This is a genomic window from Pseudomonas sp. JBR1 (assembly GCF_028198185.1).
Lineage (GTDB): Bacteria > Pseudomonadota > Gammaproteobacteria > Pseudomonadales > Pseudomonadaceae > Chryseomonas > Chryseomonas oryzihabitans_E.
On sequence record NZ_CP116340.1, the window covers coordinates 1711385 to 1727059 of the forward strand.

Below are 15675 nucleotides of genomic sequence, written 5' to 3' on the forward strand. Positions count from 1 at the left end.
TTCAGCAACTATCAGCTCCCCATCCAACGCTTGAACAGCACGCTGGCGTTCACCCCACCGAAACCGAAGCCATTGGACAGGGCGTAGTCGATCGCCACCGGTCGAGCCTGCAGGGCGACAAGATTCAGGCCTTCGGCAGCCGGGTCCGGATCGTGCAGATTCAGCGTTGGCGGCACGACCTGATCACGCAGCGCGAGCACGGTGAAGATCGCCTCGATGCCGCCTGCGGCGCCCAGCAGGTGTCCCGTGCTGGATTTGGTCGAGCTGATGGCCACCGAAGCGTTATCGCCGAAGACCGCGCGGATGGCTGCCAGCTCCCCCTTGTCACCCACCTGAGTAGAGGTGGCGTGGGCATTGATGTGCTGCACCTCGGCAGCGCTGATCCCGGCCTGGCGCAGGGCCTGCTCCATGGCGCGACGAGCACCGCTGCCATCTTCCGGGCCGGCTGTGAGATGGTAGGCATCGGCGCTGGTGCCGTAACCCACCAACTCGGCCAGGGGCGTGGCGCCGCGTGCCAGGGCGTGTTCCAACGTCTCGATCACCAGCAGCCCCGCCCCTTCGGCCATGACGAAGCCGTCGCGATCACTGTCGAAGGGACGCGAGGCCTCCTGCGGACGCTCGTTGAATTCCGTGGACAGGGCCCGGGCGACGGCGAAGCTGCCCAGGCTCACACGATTGATCGCCGCCTCAGCCCCGCCGCAGAGGGCGATGTCGGCCTCGCCGCTGCGGATCAGCCGAGCGGCGTCGCCGATGGCCTGGACACCGGCGGCGCAGGCGGTGATTGGCGCACCCAGCGGACCGCGGAAGCCGTATTGGATGGAGACGTTGCCCGCCGCCATGTTGGCGAGGAACGACGGCGCGGTAAAAGGCGAGAGCCGCCGCGGGCCGCGGGCGTCGGTGGTCCGCACCGCCTCGGCGATGGCGCCGAAGCCGCCCACCCCAGAGGCGATGATGGTCGCCGTACGCTCGCGTTGCGCCTCGGTGGTTGGCTGCCAGCCGGCCTGGCCAAGGGCTTCCTGGGCCGCCACCAGAGCGAACTCGATGAAGCGATCCATCTTCTTCAGATCCTTGGCGGCGATGGCCACCAGGGGATCGTAGCCCGCTTCTGGATCTTCGGCGCGGCCGGGAACCTGACCGGCGATGAGACTGCCCACCCCGTCGCTGACCTCGGGCGGCAGCGGACTTATGCCCGAGCGCCCCGCCAGCAGCCGAGACCAGACCTGGTCGGTGCCACAGCCCAGCGGACTGACCGTGCCCAGGCCGGTCACCACGATGCGTGTTCTGTCATTGCCTTGCATTGCCTTACCTCTTCTCTCGATGGACCAGGCGCCCGCGGGCGGCCTCGTGTCGTGTCCGCGCCCGATCAAGGCGCAATTGGCAGATCGGAGGACAGGGAATCACCACGAGCGGGTGGCCTGATCCTGAACCAAATGGCGTACATGGCCGGCAGGAATACGAGGGTGAGCACGGTGCCCGCGAGGGTGCCGCCGATGAGGGTGTAGGCCAGGGTGCCCCAGAACACCGAATGGGTAAGGGGGATGAAGGCCAGCACCGCCGCCAGCGCCGTGAGGATCACCGGTCTTGCGCGCTGCACGGTCGCCTCGACCACCGCCTGGAAGGGGGGCAGGCCGTCCTGCTCGTTCTGGTGGATCTGCCCGATCAGGATCAGGGTGTTGCGCATCAGGATGCCTGACAGCGCGATCAACCCGACCAGGGCATTGATGCCGAAGGGTTGCTGAAACAGGATCAGGGTCGGTACCACCCCGATCAGCCCCAGGGGACTGGTCATGAAGACCATGATCATCGCGGCCATGGAACGCACTTGCAGGATGATGATGAGCAGCGTCAACGCGATCATCAGCGGGAAGATCGGCAGCATCGCCGCCATTGCCTTGCCCGACTCCTCGATGGCGCCCGCCTGCACGATCCGATAGCCCGCCGGCAAGCGCTCGATGATCGGCTGCAGCTGCTTGAGTACGGCGGTGGAAACGTCTGGCGGCTGTAGCTCTTCGGCGATATCGCCGCGCACGGTGATGGTCGGCACCCTGTCGCGCCGCCGCATGAGGGGCTCTTCCATCTGCACCTCCAGGTCGCCGATCTGCGACAGTGGAATGCGTTGGCCCTGAGCGCCAACTAGCGTGAGATCGCCCAATCGCGCAGGATCGAGGCGAACGTCGCCGGCCGCGCGCGCCACCACCTGGACGGTACGAATGTCTTCGCGGACCGCCGTAACCGGAACGCCGCTGAGCAGGAATTGCAGCTGCTGCGCCACGGAGCTCGAGCTCAGGCCTATTGCCTGCAGGCGATCCTGTTGCAACTTGAAGCGCAAGACCGGCGTACGCGTGCCCCAATCGCTGTTGACGGTGCGCATCAGCGGACTGGCACGCATCACCTGCTCCACCTCCCCCGCCACCCGCCGCAGCACCTGCGGGTCGGGACCGCTCACTCGATAGGCGACCGGGAACGGCGAATAGGGCCCGAACACCAGTTGTGTGACCCGCAGCCGTGCCTCCGGCGCGAGTCCGGCGGCAATGGCGCCACGCAGCCGCATCTTGAGTGCTTCGCGGTCCTCGGGGTTGTCGGTGCGGATGATGATCTTGGCGAAGGACGGATCCGGCAGTTCCGGGCTCATGGCGAGAAAGAAGCGGGGAGCGCCTTGCCCGATGTAAGACGTCACGATCCGGGCGTCATCCTGCTGGGCGAGCCAGGCCTCGACCTTGGCGGTCGCCCGCTCGGTCTCGGTGATCGAGGTGCCATAGGGCATCTGCACCTCCACCATCACCTCGGGGCGATCGGAGATGGGGAAGAACTGTTTCTTGACGACAGCCATGCCCAGGATGGCGGCCACGAACAGGCCGATCACCAGCAGCGCGACCAGCCACTTGCGCGCAATCACCTGGCCGAGAACACGGCGGAAGCGGTGGTAGCGCGGCGTGTCGTAGAGCGCACCATGGCCACCCTCGACCGCCTGGGTCTCCGGCAGCAACTTGACGCCCAGGTAGGGCGTGAAGACCACCGCCACGAGCCAGGAGGTGATCAGCGCGATGCCGACGATCCAGAACATGTTGCTGGTGTATTCACCCGCAGCGGACTGAGCAAAGCCATTCGGCATGAAGCCCACGGCGGACACCAGGGTGCCGGCCAGCATGGGGGCGGCGGTGTGGCTCCAGGCATAGGCCGACGCCTTGACGCGGCTATAGCCCTCCTCCATCTTCACCACCATCATCTCGATGGCGATGATGGCATCGTCCACCAGCAGCCCCAGGGCCAGGATCAATGAGCCCAGGGTAATGCGATCGAAATTCTTGCCGGTGGCGGCCATGACGAGAAACACTGCCGCCAACGTCAGGGGAACCGCGGCCGCCACGACGACGCCCACCCGCCAACCCATGCTGACGAAGCACACCACCATCACCACCAGCAGGGCGACAAAGAACTTGATCATGAATTCGTCGACCGACGAGGCGATGTTGACCGCCTGGTCGGTCACCTTGGTCAGGCTCATGCCCAAAGGCATCTCAGCGTTAATGACGCCAACCTCGCTTTCAAGGGACTTGCCGAGATCCAGGCCATTCCAGCCGTCGCGCATGACGATACCCAGCAGCAGCGCAGGGTCGCCACCGCTGCGGATGACGAAGGTGGCGGGGTCTTCATAGCCACGCTTCACCGTCGCGACGTCTGCCAGTTTGAAGGTGCGGCCTTTGACGATTACCGGGGTGTCGCGGATGGCATCGAGCTGTTCGAAGGCACCATCCAGGCGGACGAAGACCTCGGGGCCGCGGGTTTCGATGGAGCCCGCGGGCGTCAGGACATTCTGGGCATTGAGCGCGGCAAAGATGTCTTGCGGTGCCACGCCCAGGGTCGCCAGGCGATCGTGGGAAAACTCCACATAGATGCGCTCGGTCTGCTCACCCAGGATATTGACCTTCTTGACCCCTGGCACATGCAGCAGACGCTGGCGCAGCGTTTCCGCCTCGCGTGCCAGCAGCCGTTGCGGCTCGCCCCGGGCCTTGAGCGCGAAGAGCGCGAAGGTGACGTCGGCGTACTCGTCGTTGACCATTGGCCCGATCACCCCGGCAGGCAAGGTCTTGGCTTCGTCACTGATCTTCTTGCGCGCCTGGTAGAACTCCTCCGGCACCTCGGCCGGCGGCGTTCTGTCGAGCAGCGTCAAGGTGGTAAAGGCCAGGCCCGGACGGGTATAGGTCTCCGAGCGCTCGTACCAGCGCAATTCCTGTAGGCGCTTTTCCAGCTTCTCGGCGACCTGATCCTGCACCTCCTGCGCCGTGGCACCCGGCCAGGCCGTGATAATGGTCATGACCTTGACCGTGAAGGCCGGATCTTCCGCTCGGCCCAGCTTGAAGAACGACAGTACCCCGCCGACCGAAATCAGCAGGATCAGAAACAGGGTGATGGAGCGCTCGCGGACGGCCAGCGCCGAAAGGTTGAATCGGCTGTCGCTCACGGCTGCTTTCCTTCCAGGGCACTGTTGGCAGCTGTGGCTAAGCGGATCGTCTGGCCTTCGTGGAGCAGATGAACGCCGAGGGCTACGACCCTGTCGCCCCGCTGCAGCGACCCCTCCACCAAAGCAGTGTCATCGGACACCTGACGAACCTGTACGGGTACCCAGGCGACCTGCTCGGGCGAGCCCTGGATACGCCAGACCCCCGCGCCCTTGCCCTCGTCGTACAGCGCACCCAATGGCACCTTCAAGGCGTTCGCTCGCTGCACAGTGTCTTCCGGGATGCGCAGTGTCACCGTTGTGCCCAGAGGAGCACTGGCCAGAGCCCCTTCGAGCACATAGCGCGCCTCAAACGTACGCGTCTCGCGGTCGGTGCTATCCGATAACTGTCGCAGCCGTGCCGGTCCCGGCTGTTGAGTACCACCTAAACGGCTGGCTTGTGCCAGTGAGCCAAGCGCCGGACGCAAGGTTTCCGGTAGCTGGACGACGACCTCGCGGGCGCCCGCGCGGGCCAGACGCACCACGATCTGTCCTGCTGCTACGACCTGCCCAGGCTCGGCCAGGGTGTCGACCACAGTGCCATCCGCATCGGCGACCAAGACGGCATAGCGGCTGGCGTTGAGCGCGACTTCGGCCTGGGCTTCGGAAGCCTTGAGCTGGGCGCTGGCGGTATCCGCAGCGGCCTTGATCTGATCATAGCCAGAGACCGAAATCGCCCCCGTGCCCCGTAGATCCCGGTAGCGCGCCTCATCCTCTGCCGCCTGGCGAGCCCGCGCCTTAGCAGCTGCCACGGCCTCGCGCTGCGCCTGCAAGGCCAGTTGCAGATCGATGGGATCAAGCTTCAGCAGCGGTTGCCCCCGCTTGACGGTTTCACCGATGTCCACCAGCCGTTCGGCAACCTTGCCTGTCACTCGAAAACCCAGATCGCTCTGAATCCGCGCGGCAACGATACCGGTAAAGGTACGACCGACGCTCTCGGCAGGCTCCGCCACCGCAGCTCGCACCAAAGGCGCCTGCGTACGGGGATCGCCTTGGGAAGGGGCGTTGCATCCGCCAAGGGACAGCGAAAGGACGGTAGCCCCCACAGCGGTGGAAAGCAGACGGCGCGCGAACATGGAAGCTCCGAGAGGATGCCAGCAGAGCGCGCAATTTGATACGAGTGACCATTTTAGTCAACAGTCACAGAACAATTTATGGCGAGAGGCTACGCAGTACCAGATTGGCCACCTGAGTGGGAGCGACGTCGAAATGCTCGAAGCTGTGCTGCAGCATCAGTGGATTCAGATAGGGTCGAAGCACGAGATAGGTCGCCGTCGTTACGTCGTCAATCGGCGTCTTGCGCTCGAACTCTCCCTCCCAGCGCCCTTGCACCAGGATTTCCTTGAGCAGCTCCTGCATCCGCGCTTCGTAGCTGATCGTGGCCGGCCAGCGACCCGACGCCGCTGAGATCGCAATTTCGTACAGCTTTCGATCGTCTGAAAACAGCTGCAAGGTGGCCGTTGAAAGGCTCTGAAACAGCCTTCTTAGCTTCTCGTGCGGCTGGCTGGTCGAGGCCACCGCGGCCCTGGCCTCTGCCTCGATTCGGCTCAGGCAATCCGCACAGATGGCCTCGCCAATCGCCTGCTTCGAATCGAAGAATTTGTAGATGTAGGCCTTGGAAAACCCAATGCTCCTGGCGAGTTCGGACACGGTGGTTTTCTCGTAGCCGTAAAGGCTGAAGTGTTCTTTCGCTGCCACCATGATCTGGTGACGGACATCGTGCTCGGCCGGTCCGCGGGCCTGGCCGGGTGAAACGGATTCGGTAGTCATGGAAAGAGGCGTTCCGACAGTTGCAAAATGAAACGGAAGGTGACCAATATACACTTCAGTCACTAAAATCGTTAGGCGTTGCTCAGGATAAAAGCCCATGCGCTCCAGACTCCAGATTATTCTGCTCACCAGCGCTACCCTGGCGAGCGGCTGCACAGCAGGGCCCGACTACCACGTCCCTGTAGTCGCATTACCTGCAGCTTTTCAACAGAAGCCGGTGGCGGCGCCCCTAGCCGATCAGTCCCTTGCTGGCTGGTGGGACCGTTTCAACGATCCGTTCTTGAGTCGCCTGGTAGAACAAGCCCTTGCGCAAAATCTCGATCTGGCCCAGGCCACCGCACGAATTACCCAGGCTCGCGCCGGTGTTACGGCGGCCAAAGCTGCGCTATTGCCAGTAGAGGATCTTGGTGGCCAAGCCGGTCGTGCCTATCAGTCGCTGGAAACACCGCTTGGACGGGTGCTCAATTCATCGCCCGGCTACGACAGGAGCGGTTCTTCTTATGAAGTCAATCTCGACTCAAGCTGGGAGCTAGACGTGTTTGGCGGCCTGCGGCGAAATCGCGAAGCCGCCCAAGCCGATTACCAGGCATCCTTAGCTGGCGCCAGCGCCGTGCGCCTCGCTGTGGCTGCCCAGACGGCAGATCTCTATCTCGATATCCGTGGCCTGCAGACTCGCCTGGCGATCGCTCGGCGTCAGGTCGATACCCAGCAGGGGCTGCTATCGATGGTCACGCTCTTGAATGACAAGGGGTTAGCGACCGAAAGAGAGCGTAACCAAACCGCTGGTGGGCTCGCTGAGGTTCAGGCGACGATACCCGCTCTGCAATATACTCTCGAACAGGCGCTGAACGCCCTCGACGTCATATTGGCCAAGCCGCCTGGCACCTATCGAGCTGAGCTGGCGGCGGTAGCGCCTATTCCCACGGCGCCCCGAATTGAAACAGCTGGTAGTCCCACCGACCTGCTCCGCCGGCGTCCCGATTTAATGGCGGCCGAGCGGCAACTGGCCGCCGCAAATGCACAGATAGGCGTAGCGGTTGCCGAGTATTATCCTAAGTTGTCCCTGAACGCGTTAATCGGCAGCGCGACCACAACTTCCGGCAGTAATCTGTTTAGCCACGATGCCAATCAGGCCTTAGGCGCCCTGGGCGTACGTTGGCGATTGTTCGACTTCGGTCGGATTGATGCCCAAATCCAAGCGGCCAAGGGCCGCGATGCGGAACTACTGGCGGCTTACCGGCTTGCGGTGCTCCATGCTACCGAGGACGTTGAAAACGCCCTTGCTGCCCAGCTCCGCCGTGAAGAACAGGCAGCATTGCTTGCCTCTGCCGAGGCATCCTTAGCTCAAGCCCGCCAGGCCTCATCGCTTGCCTATCAAAAAGGTGTAGTGCCCCTGATCGAGGTCCTGCAGGCTGACGAGCGCTTGTTGCGGACCGCAGACGCACGTGCTCAGGCGCAAACCTCTGCTGCGCAAGCGACGGTCGCGACGTTCAAAGCATTGGGTGGAGGGTGGCGTGCGGAAGAAAAAGGTAGGTTTATAGCGAAGGATTGAGGGTGATCTATAGCTCGGAAAATCGACGTTGCGCGATCACCATTTGTTCTACGTTTGAAGTTTGAGCGAGGGTCTCTCGGTCAGCCAGTGCCCAGTATTTTTCTTCTATATAGCTACGCGAAAACGGTTCATCCACCCGAATCCCCTAACGGCCAAATTGACAATTACGGTGCAGCGGAACATTCTTGCCCCATGTTCCGCTGACGGCGTCAGCAACATGCCCAGGCAGCTCTGGATCTCAAGACTGCAACGTGGCCACCCACGTCGATCCGAACCCATAGTTCGCCAAGCTTCCGGAGGCGCGAACGGTTGACCGGTTCCACCGGTTGATGGAGGCACCTCACACATCTGCTCTACCTACCCAGCGGGGACACACTCCCCCCGCCCGGGATCAGTGTTTCTCCGCATTACTCACCTGCAGGAGAAACACCATGACCACCCCTACCCTGAGCTATCGCTTTGGCGAATCCGTCGGTACTGCCCTGCGTGAAATCATTCGCTCCGTGCGTAATGCTCAAGCCCAGGCACGTGCTGCACGTCCGTCCATAGCACCGGCTGAATGCCGTGTAGTCGAGTTTCCGCAACCGATCGTATCGGCTGCTGTGCTCGAGGAGATGGATCATGTGCCGGCGTTTGTTCGCCGCCATGGGAACAACCTCAACACTTGGTTCCAGGAAAACACCCGCGAAGCCCAGCCTGAAAAGCCCAAGCGCGAGCGCAAGCCGCGCAAACCCAAGGCTGCCGCCTCTGTCACTGAGCCCGTCCAGTCGCCAGCGCCCCGCGTACTGCGTCCGGGCTCCTTGGACCAGCTGATTGCCCCGTTCGACCCTGAGGTCGCGCTGGCCAGCTGATTCACACCGTACCCACCCCTGTCGGGAAACCTCCCGTCAGGGCGGTTTCCTGACTTCACCCTTGAAGAAGGAAGGCTATGAAACCCAAGCGTCAAGCTGCCCTCGCGGAGGATCTCCGTAAGATAGGTACAACCGCTGTAGCAGTTGCTTTTCCTCAGCGACCACAAGTCGTTGACGGCTTGCGCACTGGTAACTGGTGCAGTAATTTGGCTGTATGGCATCTACCTAACCAAGGAGGAATGACATGAGCCAGACCGCCTTCGGGATACTCATGCTGGGAAGCCTGCTGACTCTGTGTACTGGTTTGACGGTCTGGGCTGACTGGCCCAACCTCAAGCAGAAGGCTCAGAAACTGCTAGGCCACCACTGATTGATGCACCCCTCTACCAAAGCCCTCCTCGGAGGGCTTTTTCATTTCCAGGGGATTGACAAGCGATACGGCCCTGAACATTCTGAGGATGTATGCCGCTGACGTTGTCAGCAACATGCCCCAGGCAGTCTCGGATCTCACGACTGCGATGCGCTCCAAGCGCATTGATCCAAACCCAAGTTCGCTAAGCATTCGGTAGCGCGAACGATCGACCGGCACCCCCGGTTGATGAATGCACCTTCCACCCACCCTCGACGGGACTACCCGTCAGGGCCGGTCTCCGTCAAAACCTGGAGACCTTTCATGAAAAGCAGTTTTGCGTTGTACCAGGCATTGATTGCGATCAATGTCCCGGAAGACAAGGCAACAGCTGTTATCGATGCTCTGGAGTCCGATATGCAAACTCAGCTTGTTACCAAGGCTGATCTAGCACAGCACGAGCTCGCTACCAAAAGCGCTCTCATGCAGCTCGAACTCAAGCTCACCATCCGCATGGGCGTCATGATTTCCGCTGCTGTTGGCATCATGCTAACCGCGATGAAATTCATGCACTGACCTGGCACCACCCTTTCTGGCTACACCCACCCACGCGGGGAATACTCTTCCCCTCCCGGGCAAGGTGTTCTCCGCTTTCACCTTTTGAAACTGGAGAGTCACCATGAGCAACCAAGCCAACGAAAGCCAATACTTCGACCTGCACACCACCGGTATCGGTTACCTCAACCGCATCCGCGAAGTGAAGCTCAAGAAAGGCCAGCCATTCTTGGCCGTCACCGTAGCCGCACTCTGTGGCAGCAAAGACGATGTGGAGTACCGCCACATCGACTGCAATGTTGTCGGCGCCGAGGCTGAAAAGCTGGTCCGCCGCTGCATTGACGCCGAAAAAGCGAACAAGAAGGTCCTCGTGTCCTTCCGCATCGGCGATTGCTGGGCTGACTCTTTCACCTACCAATCCGGTCCGAAACAGGGCACCCCAGGCGCCAGCCTGAAAGGTCGTCTCCTGTACATCGGCTGGATCAAGGTGGACGGTGAAACCGTGTACGAAGCCAAACCGCGCGACGCAGCCCCGGCTGAGCAGCAAGGTACGGATCAAGGGAACGAAGGCGACCAATCGGCCGCTTGAGTCACCCTGCTCTTCCAGGCGCCCACCGGGCGCCCCTGCTCTACCCAGGCTTTGCCACCTTTCTCTTCGCACACCCATCCGGGGGCACCATCCCCGGACAGGGGCATGGTGATCTCCATTAGCTAGATTTTGGAGCCCATCGTGCAAGTCATCGCCACCATCAAGTCCGAGCTGCCCGCCCTGCCCATCGTTGCCGAAGTCTCCTATGACGACGTCACCGAAGAGCTACTGAGCAGCGATCTGTTCTGCGACAACGCCTGGTTCCTGTTCGAGATGAACGCCACCAGCGCTGACCGCGTCCAGGCCTGACTGACCACACCCTATAGGCGCCCTCGGGCGCCTTTGTCTTTTGGAGGCCCCATGGCTACCGATACCCCTGCAGGCTTCGGCCGGCTCGCCTTCGAATCGCAAGGCATACACTTTCCCCTTCAAGTACTGCGCAGCAACGCGGGCTATTACATCGGCACTGTCAATGAGGATGGCTTTCCGCTGAGTCGCGAGTCGAAGGAGTACTTCCGCAAGCAGGCCGAGGCTGACCAAGTCCTGGCAGAAGGCACCTGGACCCAGCACGGTTTGTCGTCGCTCGTTCCTGCCTTGCTTGGCTTCTAACCCGCTTCGTCTACCCTTAAGGGATTCATCATCCCTTGAGGGCATGATGAATCTCAGGACGTTGGAGGCATCATGGAATTGATTATTCAACACTTCGAAGGCCAGGCTTTCGTCAGCAACCCGTACGCACCGGGTACATCCCTTCGCCAAGACCTTTTCGAGCGGCAATTCACCGTTACCCTGCACGGGTCGATGGAGCGCTTTGAAGACTCCGGTCGTAGCACCTTCCACATAGATGGCTACGTCCAGCTCGGCCAGTGCGGCCTGCTCGACGACATCCTTCCCATCGCCTTGGAGGCGGTCCGACAAGACCGCTATCCGATACCTATAGCAGCGCTCAACTTCCATCCTAAACGGATCTCCGTTTCCGATCGCCACGGCCACCTGGTCATGGCGGGTAAGGTGGATTGCGAGAGCCGCCGCATCGACTGGATTGACCCCTGCCGTACGGCCGAGGAAGAGAAGGTAGTGCTGGCTCAGATCCAGCTGTTGCGTTCGCGCTCTGCGTTCCAAGATGGCTGGGACAACTTCAGTACCTCACGACTGCTAGACACCGACGCTGACCTACTCAAGGGCCGGCTCGTTCACAAAGCCTGGCGGCCGCACGTCCGTGCACTGCTAAGCGACTGATCTCACCCACACCCATCAGGGGACACCGTCCCCTGGGGGCGGTTGTCCGCCAACGCTTTGGAGACAACCATGACCAACGTCCACCCGCTCGACAGCACTTCAGCCATACGCGCTCGCGAAGACGCCATCATCGCCGAAGCCAAGGTCATCTTGGATCAGCGGCTCTTCACCCGCGGAAGGGGCCTCAATAGCCCGGACGATGTCCGCAGCTACCTGAAACTCAAGCTCGCGCATGAGCCTAACGAAGTCTTCGCCGTCATCTTTTTGGATACCCCATTTCGAGTGATCGCGTTCGAGATTCTGCAGTACGGCACCATCGACCAGGCCTTGATCAGTCCTCGTCACGTTGCCCAACGCTGCCTGAAGCACAACGCTGCTGCGGTCATCGTGGCGCACAATCACCCCTCAGGTAATCCCGAGCCTAGCGAGGGTGATTACAGCCTCACTGAACGCCTGCAGGACGCGCTAGCGCAGCTGGATATCCAGCTGCTGGACCACTTCATCGTGGGCAAAGGCCAGCCTCTCTCGATGGCGGAAGCCGGAGGTTTCACCTTCGCCACCTCGAGTTGATACAGCCCCTAGCACTACACCTTCCATTCACCTACCCAGAGGGGCTGACCCTCTGGGCGGCTCCTCTTCCTGAGGAGAGCACCAATGACCACCCCCAACCCTTTCATTCGCGGCTACCAAGACCTGTTTATCCGCCGCGAGCTGCTGATCACGTACGACGAGCACTTCGAGCCTTGCTACCGACAGATAACGGCCGAGCAGCAGGATGCAACCGACAACCAACTGGTAGGCCACTACAGCGTCTTCAACGAAACTCATGCCCTGGCTATCGAGCCGGAGGAAGTCACTGCTGACCAGCACACGCTCTACCCGTCCAATGGCCAGGTACGGGCGGTTGTCTATGCGCTTCGTGCCATTGAGAATGGCGAAGAGATTCACCTCGGTGACACTGAGACTCTGGCTAGGGCCCAAGGCCTGCTCAAGCGGATCCAGTTCGAAACCGGCTTCTACAGTCGAGCGTTCGAGATCACCTCGTCCCATCTGCCCGATGACGAATGGGATGACCTACAGGACCTGGTGCGGCACGCTGACACCCAGCAACTGATGTTCGAGTGCTTCACCCTGTCAGACAGCGACGCTGTCGGCTTCAAGCTGCACGGTACGCCCTGGACGGACGAGCACCTGAACAATCTAGAAGGGTTCGGGCTGTCGGTCCTGCAGGCCAAGCAACACGAAGAAGGCTTCCTGCCGGAGACCATACGGGTGCTCGGTTTGGCAGGCCAGGCCGACGTCAGGATCCTGATCCTTGATCCCAATGGCTGCCTCCTCGAAGGGCTAACACTGTTCTAACTCCCAACCAGGCGCCTTCGGGCACCATTCGCTTTCTGCCTTAAACGTCTCGGCCATGTGTCAGACTTCAGCCCCAGAAATTTGTTACCACGTGCTCAAATTCCGCTGGACGCGACTTACTACACTCAACATGCCAAGACTTCAGCGGTCATCGGAAGGCCCACCCCCAAATCTACGACTGGGCGATGACTCGAGGAGGTCTGCTATGGCAATCGGAAGACATTACAGAGCTGAAAGAGAATTTCGGGCTGATGACCGCAGAAAGCGCTACGGTATAACTAGTGCAGAGATCGTTGCGAAAATGGCTGAAAAGCTTGAAAAGAACGCTGGTTTTAATGCGATAGCCCAGGCTGCAGGGATGGCGTACCAAGTAGAATGCATGAACGACGGACTCACTCCTTATGCAGATGCCGTTGATGAGGTGCTCGAGGATCGCCGTACTGCAGGGCTTGGGTCTTACGGACTGACTCCGGCAAACTGAGTTCACTTGGGAGCCTCCTTGAAATAGGTTGCTCCCATGTTTGTGGTGAGCGCTGCAACTATTGACCGCATTCAGTCTCAGCTCCACAACCCATTCGACATGCAGCTGACGTCGTCAGCCATGCCCAGGTGGTCAGGATCTCAAGACTACGGCGCCCCGCGCTGATCCAACCCCAAGCTTGCCGAGCATGCGGTAGCGCAAGCGGTCGGCCTCGCCGATGGATGCACCTTTCACCGTTTTCTCCCACAGGGTACCCATCCCCTGCTGGGCATGGCGCGCCCCCCTTATTCACGAGGACCGCCATGATCAAGATCCCCGGCCACCTGGCCATCCGCACCATCCAGGGACGCAACGGTGCTTTCAACGTCGGCCGGCTCTCTACCTCAATCGGCGAATTCGTCATCAAGAACGCTGTGCTTGAGCAACACGTCGAGGGCAAGTACCGCGGCGAGTTCGTCATCACCGAGATCCGTGCATCGTCCTACAGCACCGGCGGCCGTCTGGTCATCGAGATTCGCGCGCGCCCTGGCCGGACTGCTGTTTCCGGCCGGAGGTGGTGAAACACCCTCGGACCCGGGACACCTTGGCCAGGGTTGATGCGATCTTCGACGAAGACCAGGCGAGCCCCAAGGAGGAGGCGCTGATCGAGCTGTGCCGTCAGGAGAAGGCGCTGAGCCGCAAGGTGCTGGCCTACACCGTCTACAGCGGCACCCGGGACACGACTAGCCGACTCAAGCGCTTGCTCGAGCAAGCCGGTCTGAAGGTGGCGGTACTGCGTGCTTCGGTGGACACGGCCCGGCGCGAGGATTGGATCCTCGACCAGGTTGACCGCGGCGTCGACGTGCTGGTCACCAACCCGGAGCTAGTGAAGACCGGTCTAGATCTCTTGGATTTCCCGACAATCGTCTTCCTGCAGACGGGCTACAACGTCTACACCCTGCAACAGGCAGCGCGACGTTCGTGGCGGATCGGGCAGAAGCAGGCGGTACGTGTGCTGTTCTTCGGCTATGCCGGCAGTTCGCAGATCACCTGCCTGCAGCTGATGGCCAAGAAGATCGCGATGGCTCAGAGCTCGTCGGGAGACGTTCTGGAATCAGGGCTCGATGCGTTGAACCAAGATGGTGATTCGGTCGAGATGGCGTTGGCTAGGCAATTGGTCAATGGATGACAACAGCTCCGCTTCGGCGGGGCTTTCTATTTCCGATAGCCCAGGGAAGCACCTGCCAGCATCCCGTTAAATACGCCAGACCAACGCATAAGTCGCGTATAAATTTACGCACAATTTTGTGTATCATGAGCGTGCGCGTGCCATACCTATGACTAAGCTAAATATTTGATCGCACCGGCACGACAATCGAATTGACTTAGACGATCACACCTACCTACCGCTATCTAATGACTTTGAGGCCACAGCGCATGAGTGCACTCCTAGACCGGGCTGAACAGGCAGTGTCCGCTACAGCAATGGTTCGGGGCTTTAGCGCGAAATTGAAAGAGGTCACCAGTGGTGAGGTCACTCACCTAGTTATTTTCAAGGACAACGAGCCGGCTGCAGTGTTAGTAGGCGTAGAGGCCTACCAAGCTCTGCAGGACGAACTCGAAGACCTCCGTGCTGAGCGCCTCGCCATTGAGCGCCTTTCCACCTTGGATAAACAGAAGACAGTGAGCCTTGAGGACATGGAGGCTCGCTTCGAATAGGCGAAGGTTGATGAAATGGAGCGTTCGGTTTCACCTTGATGTCGAGCACGATCTCGCCCAGCTAGGCAAAGCTGAGGCGAAAAGGGTACTCAAAGTTATCCGGGAACGGATCGCTGAAAGTGAACCTGAAAAAATTGGCAAGCCACTCCGCGGCGCCCTCGCAGGGCATCGCGGGATCAGGACGGGCGATGTACGCATCGTTTACAGGATCGAAGGCACGGAAATCATACTGGTCCTATGTGTAGGGGCCAGACGTGATGACGAGGTTTACGAGGCTGCCAATAGAAGAGTCTGACGAGATCCCCCGCTTCGGCGGGGTTTCTTTTGCCTATTGCTCATCGACCACACGCCGCTTGTCACGCAAGACGGCCGCTAGCTGCCAAAATCTTCGAAAGCGACGGTTATCAGCTAGGAGAAACGTCTCGAAAACGACAGCTCTCGACCCAAAGCTGCCGTTGGCGGAGGGCAGCTAACGGCCAGCAGCGCGAAGAAGCTCCACCCGGGCACTGGCAATGGCAATGGCAATGGCAACTCCTAAGAGGTCCTCCAACTGACGGTGTGCGCCGTACCTCACAAACCGCCATCAAGGCCCGACGCTATGTGTGCCAGCAGACAGACGCCGCACATCCAGACTTCCACACTGAATGGGCACCCCCTCAAAGGTGTCGTGCCCGCGGCAATAGCGTGAAAGGCATCTCCGCGTCGTTGTCTACGTATCGCGTTGAATGCTAAGG

Annotated in this window: 17 protein-coding genes and 2 pseudogenes; 15 read left to right on the forward strand and 4 right to left on the reverse strand. The window is 60.7% G+C overall.

Features of this window, described 5'->3' with window-relative positions:
• Positions 1-11: 11 nt before the first annotated feature.
• The 4 genes from fabF to PJ259_RS07925 all read right to left on the reverse strand — a co-directional run bounded on the left by fabF (position 12) and on the right by PJ259_RS07925 (position 6268).
• Complete coding sequence (fabF, locus tag PJ259_RS07910) at positions 12-1298, reverse strand: beta-ketoacyl-ACP synthase II (RefSeq protein ID WP_271655388.1); 1287 nt, start codon at positions 1296-1298, stop codon at positions 12-14.
• A gap of 65 nt (positions 1299-1363) precedes the next feature.
• Positions 1364-4462: an efflux RND transporter permease subunit gene (locus PJ259_RS07915; RefSeq protein WP_271655389.1), complete on the reverse strand. Its 3099-nt coding sequence runs from the start codon at positions 4460-4462 to the stop codon at positions 1364-1366.
• Positions 4459-5574 carry an efflux RND transporter periplasmic adaptor subunit gene (locus PJ259_RS07920; RefSeq protein ID WP_271655390.1) on the reverse strand — a complete coding sequence of 372 codons (1116 nt, stop codon included), beginning with the start codon at positions 5572-5574 and terminating at the stop codon, positions 4459-4461. Before PJ259_RS07920 ends, PJ259_RS07915 begins: the two co-directional genes overlap by 4 nt.
• Before the next feature lie 76 nt (positions 5575-5650).
• Positions 5651-6268 carry a TetR/AcrR family transcriptional regulator gene (locus PJ259_RS07925; protein ID WP_271655391.1) on the reverse strand — a complete coding sequence of 206 codons (618 nt, stop codon included), beginning with the start codon at positions 6266-6268 and terminating at the stop codon, positions 5651-5653.
• A gap of 97 nt (positions 6269-6365) precedes the next feature.
• Between PJ259_RS07925 and PJ259_RS07930 the strand changes: the two genes are divergently transcribed.
• From PJ259_RS07930 to PJ259_RS08000, 15 genes and pseudogenes are all read left to right on the forward strand, one after another.
• Positions 6366-7820 carry an efflux transporter outer membrane subunit gene (locus tag PJ259_RS07930; RefSeq protein WP_271655392.1) on the forward strand — a complete coding sequence of 485 codons (1455 nt, stop codon included), beginning with the start codon at positions 6366-6368 and terminating at the stop codon, positions 7818-7820.
• A 431-nt stretch (positions 7821-8251) separates the two neighbouring features.
• A complete protein-coding gene (locus tag PJ259_RS07935) occupies positions 8252-8671 on the forward strand; it encodes a hypothetical protein (RefSeq protein ID WP_271655393.1) in 420 nt (139 codons plus the stop codon).
• Positions 8672-8915: 244 nt separating this feature from the next.
• Positions 8916-9041: a hypothetical protein gene (locus PJ259_RS07940; RefSeq protein WP_007160880.1), complete on the forward strand. Its 126-nt coding sequence runs from the start codon at positions 8916-8918 to the stop codon at positions 9039-9041.
• Positions 9042-9344: 303 nt separating this feature from the next.
• Positions 9345-9596: a hypothetical protein gene (locus PJ259_RS07945; RefSeq protein ID WP_271655394.1), complete on the forward strand. Its 252-nt coding sequence runs from the start codon at positions 9345-9347 to the stop codon at positions 9594-9596.
• 103 nt (positions 9597-9699) lie between these two features.
• Positions 9700-10164: an STY4534 family ICE replication protein gene (locus PJ259_RS07950; protein ID WP_271655395.1), complete on the forward strand. Its 465-nt coding sequence runs from the start codon at positions 9700-9702 to the stop codon at positions 10162-10164.
• Between the two features lie 141 nt (positions 10165-10305).
• Positions 10306-10473, forward strand: coding sequence for a hypothetical protein (locus PJ259_RS07955; RefSeq protein ID WP_165904673.1), 168 nt, complete (start codon positions 10306-10308; stop codon positions 10471-10473).
• Positions 10474-10524: 51 nt separating this feature from the next.
• Positions 10525-10773 (forward strand): hypothetical protein, encoded by a 249-nt coding sequence (locus tag PJ259_RS07960; protein ID WP_271655396.1) that lies wholly within the window; start codon positions 10525-10527, stop codon positions 10771-10773.
• A 72-nt stretch (positions 10774-10845) separates the two neighbouring features.
• A complete protein-coding gene (locus tag PJ259_RS07965; RefSeq protein ID WP_271655397.1) occupies positions 10846-11403 on the forward strand; it encodes a hypothetical protein in 558 nt (185 codons plus the stop codon).
• A 69-nt stretch (positions 11404-11472) separates the two neighbouring features.
• Positions 11473-11973 (forward strand): RadC family protein, encoded by a 501-nt coding sequence (gene radC / locus PJ259_RS07970; protein WP_271655398.1) that lies wholly within the window; start codon positions 11473-11475, stop codon positions 11971-11973.
• Between the two features lie 84 nt (positions 11974-12057).
• Positions 12058-12762 (forward strand): ABC transporter substrate-binding protein, encoded by a 705-nt coding sequence (locus PJ259_RS07975; protein ID WP_271655399.1) that lies wholly within the window; start codon positions 12058-12060, stop codon positions 12760-12762.
• 205 nt (positions 12763-12967) lie between these two features.
• Positions 12968-13243, forward strand: a complete 276-nt coding sequence (locus PJ259_RS07980; RefSeq protein WP_271655400.1) for a hypothetical protein — start codon at positions 12968-12970, stop codon at positions 13241-13243.
• Positions 13244-13545: 302 nt separating this feature from the next.
• A pseudogene (locus tag PJ259_RS07985) lies at positions 13546-13767 on the forward strand (DUF3275 family protein); the annotation flags it as partial.
• A 2-nt stretch (positions 13768-13769) separates the two neighbouring features.
• Positions 13770-14411 (forward strand): annotated as a pseudogene (locus PJ259_RS07990) (helicase-related protein); the annotation flags it as partial.
• A gap of 296 nt (positions 14412-14707) precedes the next feature.
• Entirely contained in the window at positions 14708-14941 is a 234-nt protein-coding gene (locus PJ259_RS07995; protein WP_174523164.1) for a type II toxin-antitoxin system Phd/YefM family antitoxin, read from the forward strand.
• Between the two features lie 10 nt (positions 14942-14951).
• Positions 14952-15236, forward strand: coding sequence for a type II toxin-antitoxin system RelE family toxin (locus PJ259_RS08000; protein WP_271655401.1), 285 nt, complete (start codon positions 14952-14954; stop codon positions 15234-15236).
• Positions 15237-15675 lie beyond the last annotated feature (439 nt).